At 63.3% G+C, this 13,748-nt stretch carries 12 protein-coding genes; 5 read left to right on the top strand and 7 right to left on the bottom strand.

What is annotated here, in order from left to right; all coding sequences use genetic code 11:
• Positions 1–12: 12 nt before the first annotated feature.
• Together ACR0LD_RS14070 and ACR0LD_RS14065 are read right to left on the bottom strand one after the other, a co-directional pair.
• The gene (locus ACR0LD_RS14070; RefSeq protein WP_170342152.1) at positions 13–876 is read right to left on the bottom strand and encodes a branched-chain amino acid aminotransferase; all 864 of its coding nucleotides are present in this window, start codon (positions 874–876) and stop codon (positions 13–15) included.
• A 58-nt stretch (positions 877–934) separates the two neighbouring features.
• Positions 935–1,396 carry an Lrp/AsnC family transcriptional regulator gene (locus ACR0LD_RS14065; RefSeq protein WP_480637521.1) on the bottom strand — a complete coding sequence of 154 codons (462 nt, stop codon included), beginning with the start codon at positions 1,394–1,396 and terminating at the stop codon, positions 935–937.
• A gap of 129 nt (positions 1,397–1,525) precedes the next feature.
• Here ACR0LD_RS14065 and ACR0LD_RS14060 point away from each other — a divergent pair, with 129 nt between their 5' ends.
• Positions 1,526–2,575: a Glu/Leu/Phe/Val family dehydrogenase gene (locus ACR0LD_RS14060; RefSeq protein ID WP_480637519.1), complete on the top strand. Its 1,050-nt coding sequence runs from the start codon at positions 1,526–1,528 to the stop codon at positions 2,573–2,575.
• 58 nt (positions 2,576–2,633) lie between these two features.
• Here ACR0LD_RS14060 and trpS read toward each other — a convergent pair whose 3' ends face one another.
• The gene (trpS, locus tag ACR0LD_RS14055) at positions 2,634–3,662 is read right to left on the bottom strand and encodes a tryptophan--tRNA ligase (protein ID WP_480637517.1); all 1,029 of its coding nucleotides are present in this window, start codon (positions 3,660–3,662) and stop codon (positions 2,634–2,636) included.
• Between the two features lie 86 nt (positions 3,663–3,748).
• Between trpS and ACR0LD_RS14050 the strand changes: the two genes are divergently transcribed.
• Entirely contained in the window at positions 3,749–4,435 is a 687-nt protein-coding gene (locus tag ACR0LD_RS14050; protein WP_170342144.1) for a rhomboid family intramembrane serine protease, read from the top strand.
• A gap of 5 nt (positions 4,436–4,440) precedes the next feature.
• Here the strand turns inward: ACR0LD_RS14050 and murJ are convergent, their stop codons facing one another.
• Genes murJ through ACR0LD_RS14035 form a run of 3 tightly spaced genes read right to left on the bottom strand, consistent with a single transcriptional unit; the run spans position 4,441 to position 9,918 of the window.
• Complete coding sequence (gene murJ / locus ACR0LD_RS14045; RefSeq protein ID WP_480637515.1) at positions 4,441–5,982, bottom strand: murein biosynthesis integral membrane protein MurJ; 1,542 nt, start codon at positions 5,980–5,982, stop codon at positions 4,441–4,443.
• Positions 5,979–8,798, bottom strand: a complete 2,820-nt coding sequence (locus ACR0LD_RS14040; RefSeq protein ID WP_170583116.1) for a [protein-PII] uridylyltransferase — start codon at positions 8,796–8,798, stop codon at positions 5,979–5,981. Before ACR0LD_RS14040 ends, murJ begins: the two co-directional genes overlap by 4 nt.
• Positions 8,758–9,918, bottom strand: a complete 1,161-nt coding sequence (locus ACR0LD_RS14035; RefSeq protein ID WP_480637513.1) for a penicillin-binding protein activator — start codon at positions 9,916–9,918, stop codon at positions 8,758–8,760. The genes ACR0LD_RS14040 and ACR0LD_RS14035 overlap by 41 nt, the downstream gene beginning before the upstream one ends.
• A gap of 88 nt (positions 9,919–10,006) precedes the next feature.
• Here ACR0LD_RS14035 and rsmI point away from each other — a divergent pair, with 88 nt between their 5' ends.
• From rsmI to gshB, 3 genes are all read left to right on the top strand, one after another.
• On the top strand, positions 10,007–10,864 hold the full coding sequence (gene rsmI / locus ACR0LD_RS14030) for a 16S rRNA (cytidine(1402)-2'-O)-methyltransferase (RefSeq protein ID WP_170360185.1): 858 nt from the start codon (positions 10,007–10,009) through the stop codon (positions 10,862–10,864).
• 1 nt (position 10,865) lies between these two features.
• Positions 10,866–11,237, top strand: coding sequence for a YraN family protein (locus ACR0LD_RS14025; protein ID WP_480637511.1), 372 nt, complete (start codon positions 10,866–10,868; stop codon positions 11,235–11,237).
• Between the two features lie 61 nt (positions 11,238–11,298).
• Positions 11,299–12,231 (top strand): glutathione synthase, encoded by a 933-nt coding sequence (gene gshB, locus ACR0LD_RS14020; RefSeq protein ID WP_170360189.1) that lies wholly within the window; start codon positions 11,299–11,301, stop codon positions 12,229–12,231.
• On the opposite strand, the gene ACR0LD_RS14015 is transcribed toward gshB, so the two are convergent.
• The gene (locus tag ACR0LD_RS14015; protein ID WP_480637509.1) at positions 12,228–13,742 is read right to left on the bottom strand and encodes a YifB family Mg chelatase-like AAA ATPase; all 1,515 of its coding nucleotides are present in this window, start codon (positions 13,740–13,742) and stop codon (positions 12,228–12,230) included. The genes gshB and ACR0LD_RS14015 overlap by 4 nt on opposite strands.
• Positions 13,743–13,748 lie beyond the last annotated feature (6 nt).

The following is a 13,748-nucleotide window of genomic DNA, read 5'->3' as shown; positions in this document are numbered from 1 at the left end:
AGGGACCGTCGCTTATTGGTTGCTGGCTGCCCAGTCCCAGTAGAGCGCGCGCGTGCGGCGCGTGATAGGGCCAATCTGATATTGCGTGTCGTCCAGTGCGGTCACGGGCGTGACCTTGTTCATGTTGCCGGACATGAACACTTCGTCCGCGTCGTGGAAATCGTCGAAGGTCAGAACAGTTTCGTGAACCGTCACACCGTCGCGCCGCAGATTGTCGATGTGCCGCGCACGGGTGATGCCTGCAAGGAAGGTGCCGTTCGGTGCCGGAGTAAACACCTCGCCATCCTTGGCCATGAAGATGTTGGCCGTTGCGGTTTCTGCCACGTTGCCCATGGCATCGGTCACCAATGCGTTTGAGAACCCCTTGGATCGTGCTTCCGCCAGCATTCGGGCGTTGTTTGGATAAAGGCACCCGGCCTTGGCGTTGACTACCGCGCTTTCCAGAACCGGGCGGCGGAAGCGGGTGGTCGTCAGCGTGACCGAGGCCGCCTCGGGCGCCATCGGGATTTCTTCGAGGCAGATGGCAAAGCCTGTGCTGTCACCCTGCGGCACGATCGCCGTCGCGTCTCCGTCGATCCCCCAGTACATAGGGCGAATGTAGACGGCGGCCTCGGTCGGGTAAGCTTCAAGACCTTCGCGGATCAGTTCGACCATCTGTTCGGTGGTCACGGTCGGAGTGAGCATCAGCGCCTCGGCCGAGCGGTTCACCCGGTCGCAATGCGCGGCCAGATCCGGGGTCATGCCATCAAATCGGCGGGCTCCGTCAAACACTGACGAACCCAACCAGGCCCCGTGGTCCGCAGCCCGCATGATCGGGGCATCGCTATCGTGCCATTTGCCATCGAAATAAGTGCGGATATTCTTGCCGACTGCCATTGTGCCCTCCGTCAATTCCGCCGAACCGTAGGAGCGCGCGCGCCTGAGGTCCAGCAGATTATCCCGTCGCCATAGGCAACACGTCGCGCTTGACCATTGCGCGCAGAGCGAAGTTGGAGCGCAGGTTGCGGATGCCGGGAATCTGCATCAGCCGGTTTTCCAGAAACGCGTCAAAGGCGGTCAGGTCACGCGCCACGACACGCAGCAGGATGTCGCGCGAGCCGGTCATTAGGTAACACTCCATCACCTCATCGCATCGCAGGATGGCGCGTTCGAAGGCGTCGATGGCGTGGCGGTCCTGTTTCTCCAGTTCGACCGACACGAAAATCGTGACGCCAAAGCCCAGCTTCTCAGGGTCGACCTGGGCCGAATATCCGGTGATCACCCCGTCGCGGCGCAGGCGGTCCAGCCGCCGCGCGCAGGGTGTGGGCGACAGGCCCACCTTTTCGGCCAGGTCCAGAACGGTCATGCGCCCGTCCTGCTGCAGCGCGCGCACGATCTTGCGGTCGATCTGGTCCATGGAGAGAATCCCTAATATGATCGGATCAGATTACTATTATCTCCAAGAGAGATAAGTTGACCAGCATGTATTGGCGAAAATCGCTCGGTCGGATGTGGCAGAATCCATCTGTCTTTCCGGAGGAGCAAAATGGAAATAACCACGATTGACGCGCCAGATCACGAGCGTGTGGTCGAATTCAAAGACGCCGCCAGCGGGCTTTCGGGCTTTGTGGCAATCCACTCCACGCAGTTGGGGCCTGCAGCGGGCGGCGTGCGGATGCGCACCTATGGCCACCCGTCCGAGGCGCTGGACGATGCGCTACGCCTGTCGCGGGGCATGACCTACAAGAACGCGGCGGCCGATCTGCCGCTGGGCGGGGGCAAGGCCGTGATCATCGGCGACCCGAACGCGGACAAGACGCCTCGGTTGCTGCAGGCCTTCGGGCGCGTGGTTCAAAGCCTTGGTGGCCGGTACTGGACGGCCGAGGACATGGGGATGACCCCGGCCGACATGGCCCAGATCGGCACCGAAACCGAATATGTCGCCGGTCTGCCCGACGGCCCGTTCGCCAGCGGCGACCCGTCGCCGGTCACCGCCCGCGGGATCTTCAACGCCATCCGCATCACCGCGCGGCATCGGTTCGGGTCCGGGGATCTGAGCGGCAAGACCGTCTCGGTGCAGGGGCTGGGCCATGTGGGCGAACATCTGTGTGCGTTGTTGCATGACGCAGGGGCAAAACTGGTGATCACCGACATCGATGCGGGCCAGACCGCCCGGCTGGGGGACCGGTTCGCAGCGCAGGCCGTCGCGCCCGATGCGATCTATGCGGCCGAGGCGGATATTTTCGCGCCCTGCGCCATCGGCGGCATCCTGAACGAAACCAGCATTCCGCTTCTGAAGGTCAGCGCGGTGGCCGGAGGGGCCAACAACCAGTTGGCAACTGATGCTGACGCGCAGCGCCTGCATGACCGCGGCATCCTCTATGCTCCGGATTTCGTGGCCAATGGCGGCGGGATCGTGAACGTCGCAACCGAGATCCTGAAGATCAGGGATCGCGAAGCCTGGGTCGGTCAGCGGCTCGAGGCGCTGGAGCGGACGATGGACCGCATCCTGACCCGCGCCAAGGTCGATGGCGTCAGCCCTCGTGCGGTGGCCGAATCCATCGTTGAGGAAAAACTGCACCCGCAGGCCGCCTGACCTGCAACGGAAAACGCCGCCCCGGATCAGGGGCGGCGCTGCAGTTTCTGTCTGGTGCTCAGGCGCGGCCGGCGCCCACCATCCCCACGATTTCGTAGGTGCGGCTGAGGATCGGAGCCGCGATTTCCCGCGCCCGTTCCGCGCCACGGTCCAGGATTCTGTCGATCTCGGCCTGATCGCCCATCAGCCGCGCCATTTCGGTCGAGATCGGCGACAGCCTTGCGACTGCCAGATCGGCCAGCATCGGCTTGAAGTCACCGAACTGCTTGCCCCCGACCTCGGCCAGAACCTGCTCGACCGTCTGATCGCTGAGCGCGGCATAGATGTTGACCAGGTTGCGCGCCTCGGGGCGGCCTTCCAGCCCGTCCACCTCCGAGGGCAGGGCATCGGGGTCGGTCTTGGCCTTGCGGATCTTCTTGGCGATGGTGTCGGCATCGTCGGTCATGTTGATCCGGCTCATGTCGGACGGATCCGACTTGGACATCTTCTTGGCCCCGTCGCGCAGGCTCATCACGCGCGTCGCCGCGCCCTCGATCACCGGTTCGGTGATCGGGAAGAAATCGACGCCATAGTCGTGGTTGAACTTGATGGCGATGTCGCGGGTCAGCTCAAGATGCTGTTTCTGGTCGTCGCCCACCGGCACATGGGTCGCGTGGTAGACCAGAATGTCGGCGGCCATCAGCGAGGGATAGGCGAACAGACCCAGCGAGGCGTTCTGCTGGTTCTTGCCGGCCTTGTCCTTCCACTGGGTCATGCGCTGCATCCAGCCCATGCGCGCGACACAGTTGAAGATCCAGGCCAGTTGCGCGTGCTCGGGCACCTGGGACTGGTTGAACAGGATCGACTGTTCGGGGTCGATGCCGGCGGCGATGAAGCCCGCGCACAGCTCGCGCGTGGAATGCGCCAGTTCCTTGGGGTCCTGCCAGACGGTGATCGCGTGAAGGTCGACCATGCAGTACACGGTCTCCATCTCCGGCCCCTGCATATCCACAAAACGCTTGAGCGCACCAAGGTAGTTGCCAAGATGCAGGTTTCCCGAGGGCTGAATGCCGGAAAACACGCGCGGCGTGAACTTGGTCTCGGTCATGGAAGGGAACTCCCGTCTGGAAAAATAAGCCTCCGTCGCTTACCCATGAGGCAAAGGGACGTCAACAGCCGCGAAAGGCCCGCCCAATGAGCAGCGAGCATTACACACCCCCCGTGAACCCCCTGCCACCCGTGGTGGTAGCGCTGGTCTTGTTCATCATGGGGATCGAACTGGCCTTCACACTCGGCACGCGCGGCCTGGTCGGCGGACCGGGCGCGGTGGGCTGGCGGCTGGAGGCGATCCAGCGCTATTCCTTCTCGGCCGACATCTTCGACTGGATGGTGATGAACGGGCGTTGGCCGGTCGAGCATGTGATCCGGTTCTTCACCTACCCCTTCGTGTCAGGCAGCTTTACCCAAGCGCTTTTTGTCTGCGTCTTCGTTTTGGCGATGGGCAAGATGGTGGGCGAGGTCTTTGGCGGTTTTGCGATGCTGGTGATCTTCGTGTTGTCCGGCGTGGGCGGGGCGTTGGCCTATGCGGTGCTGCTGGACCCGCGCTATCCGCTGGTCGGGGGCTTCCCGCCGGTCTATGGCCTGATCGGCGCCTTCACCTGGCTGCTGTGGCGCAGGCTGTCGCTGGTCGGAGAGAACCAGGCGCGGGCGTTCCAGTTGATCGCGGTGCTGATGGGCATCCAACTTCTGTTCGGGCTGATCTTCGGCGGTACCTCGGATTGGGTGGCCGACCTGGGTGGCTTCGCGACCGGGTTCGGGCTGTCGTTCTTCGTGGCACCGGGCGGATGGGCGCGGCTGGTGGGCCGTATCCGGCGGGATTGAGGCGGTCAGGATCTCCGCAGGGCGGACCGGAACTCGGACAGACGGAATGCGCCCAGCAGGTGGCCCAGAAGGAAGTAAGACAGTGCCGCGACCACGATCAGGCCCAGCAAGGCCAGATAGCGCCAGCCCGGAACCTCGAACGTCCAACCGAACAGCTGCATCGATGCGATCAGCACCACGCCCATTCCTATTGAGGCGGCCAATATCCTGGGCGCGCGGCGCTTGAATCGGTCGTCGAAACGGGCCTCGTCGCCCATGCGCCGGGCTCCCAGTGCCAACAGCGCCACCATGCCCCACCCGGCGGCCGAGGCCGCGATGGCCGGGGCGATCCAGCCGACGATCGGGAACAGCCCAAAGGCCAGCACGGCGTTGATGACCATCGCCACACCGGCATAGCGGAAGGGCGCGCGGGTATCCTCGCGCGCGAAGAACAGCGGTTGCAGCAGTTTTTGCAGCATGAAGGCCGGTAGGCCGATGCCATAAACCGCCACGGCCAGCGCGGTGGCAGCCGTGTCTTCGGGGGTGAACTGTCCGCGTTCGAACAGGACCGAGACCAGCGGCACCGGGATGAGCACGAAGGCCACGGTGGCCGGAATGGTCAGCAACAGGGTGAACTCGCCGGCGCGGGAAAAGGCGTTGCGCGCACCGTCGCCGTCCCCCGCGCGCAGGCGGCGCGACAGGTCGGGTAACAGCACGATGCCCACGGCGATGCCGACCACGCCCAGCGGCAGCTGATACAGCCGGTCGGCGGCAAAGAGCCAGCTGATGGCCTTTTCGGTCTTTGACGCGACCAGCTGCCCGACAACGAGATTGACCTGCGTCACCCCCATGGCAAGTGCCGCCGGTACCGCGATCCGAACCATGTTGCGCATTTCAGGGCTGAGCTTCGGTCGGCCGAACCGGATGCGAATTCCGGCGCGTTCGGTGGCGACCCAAACCAGCGCCAGTTGAGCGACCCCGGCAATGGGTATGACGGCGATGAGCCAACGGATGACCTCGCCTCCGGTTGCCGCGCCTACGATCAGTGCCGTGCAGGCGAAGATGTTCAGCAGGACCGGAGCCGCTGCAGCGGCGGCGAATCGACCGGTGGCATTGAGAACCCCGGAAAACAGCGCGGCCAGAGACATGAACAGGATGTAGGGAAAGACGACATACCCGTAGCCGACCGCCAGATCGAAACGTTCGTCGCCATAAAACCCTTCGGCCGTCAGCCAGACCAGCCCCGGCATGAACACCATGGCCAGCCCGACCAGCGCCAGAACGGCCGCCGCCAGCAGGTTGAACGCATCCTGCGCAAACCCCTGCGCGTCTTCGCCGCCTTCCAGCCGTTTCGAGAACATCGGAACGAAGGCTGCGTTGAAAGCGCCCTCGGCGAAGAACCGGCGGAACATGTTGGGCAGGCGGAAGGCTGCGACGAAAGCATCCATTACCGGCCCCGGCCCGATATAGGCTGTCAGCAGGATTTCCCGCAGAAAGCCCAGAATACGGCTGGCAAGGGTCCAGAACCCGACCGTGAACAGGCCCGAGAACAGGCGGATCTGCTTCATGAGGCCGCCCGCTCGGCGCCTTCGGTGATCGCGGTGCGCAGCTTGGCTTCCAGCGTCCTCTGCTTGGCCTCCGAGTGGTATTTGAGCCCGAACATGTCCTTGACGTAGAACGTATCCACCACCTGCTCGCCATAGGTCGCGATCACGGCATTGGCGATATAGACATTGGCGGCGGCAAGGGTCCGGGCCAGATCGTAGAGCAGGCCGGGCCGGTCGCGGGTGTCGACTTCGATGATCGTGTAGATCTCGGACCCTTCATTGTCGAAGGTGATGTGCGTCGGGACGTTGAACGCCTTTTCCCGCTTCTTGATCTTGTCGCGGGACTTGAGTGCCTCGCGGGCCACCACCTCGCCCTTGAGGGTGCGCTGAATCATCTGGGTCAGGCGCGGCAGACGCGACAGTTCGAACGGGTGGCCGTCAGCGTCCTGAATCCAGAACGCGTCAGTCACGTAGCCGTCCTTGGTGGTATAGCTGCGGGCATCGACCACGTTTGCGCCCACAAGCGCCAGCGCACCGGCAATCCGGGAAAAGATACCGGGGTGGTCGGCCATGGCAAAGCAGGCCCGCGTCGCATCCCGGTCTTCGTCAGGGTGCAGCCGGATTTCCATCGCCGCCGGATCCGCGCTTTTTTCCAGCGCGCGCAGCATTTCGGCGAACTCGACATGGGTCGAGAGGTTGAGTCCCTGCCAATACGGATCGTAGTGCCGACCGGTTTCCGTTTTGAGGTCGGCCTTGGACCAGGCTGACAACGCGTCACGCAGCGCTTTCTTGGCCTCGGCGCCACGATTGGCACGGTTGAGGTCCTCCATGCCGGTTTCCAGCGCGCGCTTGGTTTCCGCGTGCAAGGCCCGTAGCAGGGTGGCCTTCCAGTTGTTCCAGGTGTTCGGCCCAACGCCGCGGATGTCGCAGACTGTCAGGACCGTCAACAGATCCAGCCGTTTGACGGTCTGAACCGCCTTGGCGAAGTCGCGCACCGTGCGCGGGTCCGAGATGTCACGCTTCTGCGCCATGTCCGACATCAGCAGGTGATACCGCACCAGCCATTCGACGGTTTCGCATTCTTTCTTGTTCAACCCCAGCCGAGGCGCGACCGTCCGTGCGATCTTTGCCCCCAGGATCGAGTGATCCTCGGGGCGGCCCTTGGCGATGTCGTGCAACAGCAGAGCGACGTAAAGCACACGCCGGTTCACTCCGCCCTCGAGGATCGACGAGGCCAGCGGCAGCGCTTCGACAAGTTCGCCCCGTTCGATCTGCGCCAGGTTGATGATACACTGGATCGTGTGCTCGTCCACCGTGTAGCTGTGGTACATATTGAACTGCATCATCGCCACGATGGGCTCGAACTCGGGGATGAAGGCCGACAGAACGCCCAACTCGTTCATGCGGCGCAGCGCGCGTTCGGGATTGCCGTGTTTCAGCATCAGATCCAGAAAGATGCGCCTCGCCTCTTTGTCGTTGCGCATTTCGTCATCGATCAGGTGCAGGTTGGCCGTGACCAGCCGCATCGCATCGGGATGGATCAGCATACCCGTGCGCAGACCTTCCTCGAACAGACGCAGTAGATTCAGCTTGTCGGACAAAAAGCTTTTGGGGTCGGCCACGTCCAGCCGGCCATGAACAACCCTATAGCCCGGCTTGACCCGTGGCTTGCGGCTGAAGATGCGTTCCAGCAACGGCGCGTTCTTCATATGTGACGCTTCAAGCTTGGTCAGGAAGATCCGTGTCAGTTCTCCCACCTTCGTGGCTTCTCGGAAGTACCGCTGCATGAAGATTTCGACGGCCCGGCGGCCCGCTCGGTCTTCGTAACCCATGCGGTCGGCCACCTCGACCTGCAGATCAAAGGTCAGCTGTTCGGTTGCGCGCCGTGTCACCAGATGAAGATGCGAACGTACGGCCCAAAGGAAGTCTTCGGCCTGAACGAACGTGTTGAATTCGTCCTGGGTGAATAGCCCCAGTGGGACAAGTTCAGCCACGTCGTGAACGCCGTATATGTATTTGGCGATCCAATACAGGGACTGCAGGTCACGAAGGCCGCCTTTGCCTTCTTTCACGTTCGGTTCGACCATGTAACGCTCGCCCTGCTTGTGGTGGCGTTCGTCGCGTTCATGCAGTTTGGCTTCGATGAATTCGCGTTCGGTTCCTTTGAACAGCTCGGATTTCAGCCGGCTTTCCAGCTCATCGGCCAGGTCCCGATCACCGGCCAGATAGCGCTGTTCCAGCATCGCTGTCCGGATCGTGAAATCCTCGTCTCCAAGACGCAGGCAATCACGGATCGTGCGCGAGGAATGCCCGACTTTCAGCCGTAGATCCCACAGGATGTACAGCATCGACTCGATCACGCTCTCGGCCCAGGCGGTGATCTTGTAGGGAGTCAGAAACAGCAGATCGACATCCGAAAACGGCGCCATCTCGCCGCGCCCATAGCCGCCCACGGCCAAAACCGCCATCTTCTCGCCCTGGGTCGGGTTGGCCAATGGATGCAGATGCTGTCCGGCCACAGTCATCGCGGCGCAGACCAGCCCATCGGTCAGATAGGTGTAGGATCGCGTCAAAGGCCGGGCGTCGAAGGGCCGGGCGGCGAATGCCTCTTCGATGGCCTGACGCCCGGATTTCTGAGCGTCCCGCAGGATCCGGACGGCCTCGTTTCGGGCTGCGGCCGTTTCCGGAATGTCTTTCAGGGCCTTCGACAGCAGCGCGTTGACCTTTTCGCCATCGAAGATTTCGCTGGCGTCGCAGATCAATGCGCCAGCCGGCGCGGGGATCGTCACAAGCTGATCAGAAACCGGCGCCAGAGAAGCTTTGCGGGGCAGGGTCAATCACAACTACCTGTTTGTTCTGGATCGTGGCCACGGCCAGACCTCGTTCATTCGTACCGTTCGGGCGCAGACGGAAAATACCGCCAACACCCTGGAACCCGGCATTCTGGGTCAGGGCCGCGGCGGAGAGGGCATTGGACTTCCCTTGGCTGGCCAGAGCGCCGATGGCGGCGATGCCGTCATAGGCCAGGCCGCTGATCGGATGCGGTGCCTCGCCATAGGTCGCGTTGTACCGCACGCGATAGGCCTGGGCCTTGGCAGGGTCAGGCAAGGCAAACCATCCGCCCTGCACTCCCGGCAGTTCCAGCGTCTGGGCCGGAATGTCCCAGCGTGTCAGGCCAATATATTGCACGGTTGCCGGTGAGACACCGGCCTCGGGCAGCAACTGGCTGAAAAGCGGCAGCGCGCCGGCGGTCGTGGCGGTCAAAAAGAGCGAATCCGCCGCCGTCGAGTCCACAGTTGCCTTGATCGCAGGAATGGCGTCGATCACGCCCTGCTGAGATCGATCAAAACCGACCACACCCGCATTCGCCACACGGCTGTTGCCAAGTGCGTTCGAGATTGCCGCCTGGCCCAATTGGCCTGCCGCATCGTTGCTGTGCACGATGACGGTGCTTTTCTTTCCCTGTTTGCCGGCGTAGCTGACAAGCCGGTTGGCCGTGTTGTCGAAGGTCGGGCCAAGGACAAACACGTTTCCGCCGGCAATGCTGGTATTGTTCGAGAAGGACAGAACGTTCACGTTCTTGCTCAGAACCGCAAGGCCGGCAGCATTTGCAGCCTGCGCGTAGACCGGCCCCAGAATGACCTTTGCGCCGTCGGCAACGGCCTGTTGTGCAACTGCGGCTGCCGTGTTCGGATTGCCGGCAGTGTCATAGACGCGAAGATCGATCTTGACGTTGTTCAGATCTGCCATGGCCAGCCGTGCAGCGTTCTCAAGGCTTTGCGCCAACGCGGCGTCGCCCGATTTGGGCACCAGCAGGGCAACGGGGATCGGCTCTGACGTGTCTATCGACGGTCCGCGCCCGGTGGCGCCGGGTTCGCAGGCGGCCAAAAATGCCGCCGTGGTCAGGCCGATGGCGAATTTCGCCAGTTTGCGAACGGGCTTGCAAACGGTAAACATCTAAATGAAAACTCCCTGATCCGGCGGCAAAGAACGCTGCTGTTCTATCACGCCGCGATAATAAACGTCACGCTGCGAGGGTCCAGCTTTGAATTTCCAAAAGGTAAGATTGGCTGGGGGGCTGTATTTTGTTGCCACTCCGATCGGAACGGCGCGCGACATTACGCTCAGGGCGCTGGACGTTCTGGCCTCGGCTGATGTGATCGCGGCGGAAGATACACGCAGCCTGCGCAGATTGATGGAGATTCACGGTGTACCCCTCGAAGGGCGGCGCATCCTGGCCTATCACGACCACAGCGGCACGGCTGCGCGTGAAAAACTGATTGCCGAACTGTCCCAAGGCAAGTCCGTGGCCTACGCGTCCGAGGCCGGCATGCCCCTGATCGCCGACCCGGGTTATGATCTGGGCAAGAAGGCGGCCGAGGCCGGGTTCAGCGTGACCTGCGCCCCTGGAGCGTCAGCCGTCGTTACGGCGCTGACCCTGGCGGGCTTGCCGACGGACGCCTTCTTTTTCGCCGGATTCCTGCCGAATGCGTCCGGCGCCCGCCGAACACGGATCGAGGCGTTGCGGGATGTTCCCGGGACGCTGGTGTTTTACGAATCTCCCAAGCGTTTGGGGGCGTGCCTGTCGGATCTGGCGCAGGTTCTGGGTGGCGAGCGTCAGGCCGCGGTCTGTCGTGAACTGACCAAGAAGTTCGAAGAAATCCGGCGGGCTAGCCTTGCAGAGCTGTCCGAACAGTATCGAGATGCCACCGTGAAGGGCGAGATCGTCTTGCTGGTGGACCGTGCCCATTCACAAGCCGTTAACGATTCAGATGTAGAAGAGGCGCTGCGACAGGCTCTGGAAACGCACTCGGTGCGGGATGCGGCGGATCTGGTGTCCAGGATGTATGATTTACCACGGCGGCCGATCTACCAGAAGGCCCTGAAGATAGGAAAGGGATGATATGGCGCGACGGTCGGTCCAGGGCTCGGTTTCCTATCACGCCGGGCAGGCGGCCGAGAACAGCGTCGCTGCCGATTACGAGAGCCGAGGGTTCAAGGTCTGTCACAGGCGTTGGCGCGGCGCGGGTGGCGAGATCGACCTGATCGTCCGAGATGCACAGGGCCTTGTGTTCGTCGAGGTCAAGAAAAGCCAAACCTTTGGCAGCGCCGCCGCCCGGATCAGCAAGCGTCAGATCGGCCGCATATGCGCCTCGGCGGCGCAGTATTTGGCCCAGGAACCGGGCGGGCAGCTGACCGATGTCCGGTTCGACGCGGCTCTGGTGGATGCAACGGGCGCAGTGCAAATCGTCGAAAACGCCTTTGGTCAGGGCTGATCGCCATTGAACACCTGTCCCCGCTGGGCCATGTATCTGGCGTGACTACGAGGGACACGCCATGAAAATCGCCTTTCAGATGGACCCGATCGGGGCCGTGGACATCAATGCCGACAGCTCGTTCCGGCTGGCCGAAGAAGCCCAGGCCCGTGGGCACCAACTGTTTTACTACGGACCCGATCAGCTGGCCTATCAAGAGGGGCGCATCACCGCCCGCGGTCACGACATGACGGTGCAGCGGGTTGCGGACCAGCCGGCGGTTCTGGGGCCTGAGCGCGAGGTTGATCTGGCGGATTTCGATGTCGTCTGGCTGCGGCAGGACCCTCCGTTCGACATGCACTATATCACGTCGACGCACCTGCTGGATCGGTTGCGCGGTCAGGCGCTGGTGGTGAATGATCCGTTCTGGGTGCGCAACTACCCGGAAAAACTGCTGGTTTTGGATTTTCCCGACCTGACGCCGCCCACCACGATCGCCCGCGATCTGCAGACCATCAAGGCGTTCAAGGAAAAGCACGGCGATATCATCCTCAAGCCGCTCTATGGCAATGGCGGGGCCGGCGTGTTCCGGCTGGATGCCGATGACCGCAACCTGACTTCATTGCACGAGTTGTTCACCGGTTTCTCGCGCGAGCCGCTGATCGTTCAGAAATTCCTGCCGGATGTGCGCAACGGCGACAAGCGGGTGATCCTGGTCGATGGCGAACCGGTCGGCGCGATCAACCGCGTTCCGGCCGAGGGTGAGACCCGGTCGAACATGCATGTGGGTGGCCGTCCCGAAAAGATCGGGCTGACCGACCGCGATCTTGAGATATGCGCGGCCATCGGTCCGCTGCTGAAGGAAAAGGGCCAGATCTTTGTAGGTATCGACGTGATCGGCGACTATCTGACCGAAATCAACGTGACCTCGCCCACCGGAATCCAGGAATTGGAGCGGTTCAACGGAACCAATATCGCCGAAAAGATCTGGCAGGCGATCGAGGCCAAGGTCTAGGCCGCAACCCGGGCGCTGATCCTATAGCTCAGCGCCTCGGCCACGTGGGGGCGACGCACATCGGGCGCGCCCTCCAGATCGGCAATGGTGCGGGCCACGCGCAGAATGCGGTGGTAGGCCCGTGCCGACAGGCCGAACCGCTCGGCCGCCTTGACCAGCAGGTCCTTGCCCTCGGCGTCAGGTGCGGCGACCTCTTCCAGCAGATTGCCCTCGATATCGGCGTTCTGGCGAATCCCGGGCGTGTCCTGAAAGCGCCGGGCCTGAACAACGCGCGCCTGTTGCACCCGCGCGGCGACGGTGGCCGAGCTGTCTCCGGATGGCGGCAGGTCGAGGTCGGTAAAGCCCACGGGCGGCACCTCGATCCGTAGATCGAACCGGTCCATCAACGGCCCCGATATGCGGCCCAGATAGTCCTCGCCGCAGATCGGCGCGCGCGAGCAGGCGCGGGACGGATCGCTGAGATATCCGCACTTGCAGGGGTTCGCCGCCGCCACCAGCATGAACCGGCAGGGGTATTTCACATGGGCGTTGGCGCGGGCGACCATGACCTCGCCGGTCTCGATTGGCTGGCGCAGGGTTTCGAGAACCGTTCGCGGAAACTCGGGGAATTCGTCCATGAACAGCACGCCGTTGTGGGCCAGGGAAATCTCGCCAGGTTTCGCGCCCTTTCCGCCGCCCACGATCGCCGCCATCGACGCCGTGTGATGCGGTTCGCGGAACGGGCGGGTCCGGCTGATGCCGCCTTCGTCCAGCATGCCGCACAGCGATTGGATCATCGAGGTCTCGAGGGCCTCGGTGGGCGTCAACGGCGGCAATATGCCGGGCAGGCGGGCGGCGAGCATGGATTTGCCTGACCCCGGCGTGCCGATCATGATCATGTGGTGACGGCCGGCCGCTGCGATTTCCAGCGCGCGTTTTGCCCGTTCCTGCCCTTTGACGTCGCGCAGATCGCGGGTCGAGGGCTCCAACCTGACCTCACCGGGTTGCGCGACCGGCAGGGGCGCCTGGCCGGTGAAATGGCGCACGACGTCGGCCAGGGACGCGGCCCCGATCACCTGGGTCGCGTCGACCCAGGCCGCCTCGGCACCTGACGCGCGCGGACACAGCAGCGTGCGGCCCTCGGCCGCGGCGGTCATTGCGGCGGGCAGGGCGCCGGCCACGGGCACCAATGAGCCGTCCAGCGAAAGTTCGCCCAGAGCCATGGTGCCTTCGGCGGCGTCGGCGGGCAGGATGTCTATCGCACAGAGCAGGGCCAGCGCGATCGGCAGGTCGAAATGGCTGCCTTCTTTGGGCAGGTCGGCGGGCGACAGGTTGATCGTGATGCGTTTGGAGGGCAGCGCAATGGCCATCGCGCCAAGCGCGCTGCGCACGCGTTCGCGGGCCTCGGACACGGCCTTGTCCGGCAGGCCGACGATCGAAAAGGCGGGCAGCCCGGGGGAAACGGCGCATTGCACCTCGACCGGGCGGGCCTCGACCCCCTGAAAGGCAACGGTATGAGCGCGGGCGACCATGGCGAT

This window comes from Ruegeria sp. BF8 (genome assembly GCF_056538625.1).
This window is presented reverse-complemented; position numbering and strand designations above follow the sequence as displayed.

Excerpts from the sequence above, each read along its gene's own strand:
- ACR0LD_RS14015 (WP_480637509.1), bottom strand. The coding sequence starts at position 13,742 with ATGGTCGCCCGCGCTCATACCGTTGCCTTTCAGGGGGTCGAGGCCCGC.
- ACR0LD_RS14050 (WP_170342144.1), top strand. The coding sequence starts at position 3,749 with ATGAGCAGCGAGCATTACACACCCCCCGTGAACCCCCTGCCACCCGTG.
- ACR0LD_RS14060 (WP_480637519.1), top strand. The coding sequence starts at position 1,526 with ATGGAAATAACCACGATTGACGCGCCAGATCACGAGCGTGTGGTCGAA.
- ACR0LD_RS14025 (WP_480637511.1), top strand. The coding sequence starts at position 10,866 with ATGGCGCGACGGTCGGTCCAGGGCTCGGTTTCCTATCACGCCGGGCAG.
- gshB (WP_170360189.1), top strand. The coding sequence starts at position 11,299 with ATGAAAATCGCCTTTCAGATGGACCCGATCGGGGCCGTGGACATCAAT.
- murJ (WP_480637515.1), bottom strand. The coding sequence starts at position 5,982 with ATGAAGCAGATCCGCCTGTTCTCGGGCCTGTTCACGGTCGGGTTCTGG.
- trpS (WP_480637517.1), bottom strand. The coding sequence starts at position 3,662 with ATGACCGAGACCAAGTTCACGCCGCGCGTGTTTTCCGGCATTCAGCCC.
- ACR0LD_RS14035 (WP_480637513.1), bottom strand. The coding sequence starts at position 9,918 with ATGTTTACCGTTTGCAAGCCCGTTCGCAAACTGGCGAAATTCGCCATC.
- ACR0LD_RS14065 (WP_480637521.1), bottom strand. The coding sequence starts at position 1,396 with ATGGACCAGATCGACCGCAAGATCGTGCGCGCGCTGCAGCAGGACGGG.
- ACR0LD_RS14070 (WP_170342152.1), bottom strand. The coding sequence starts at position 876 with ATGGCAGTCGGCAAGAATATCCGCACTTATTTCGATGGCAAATGGCAC.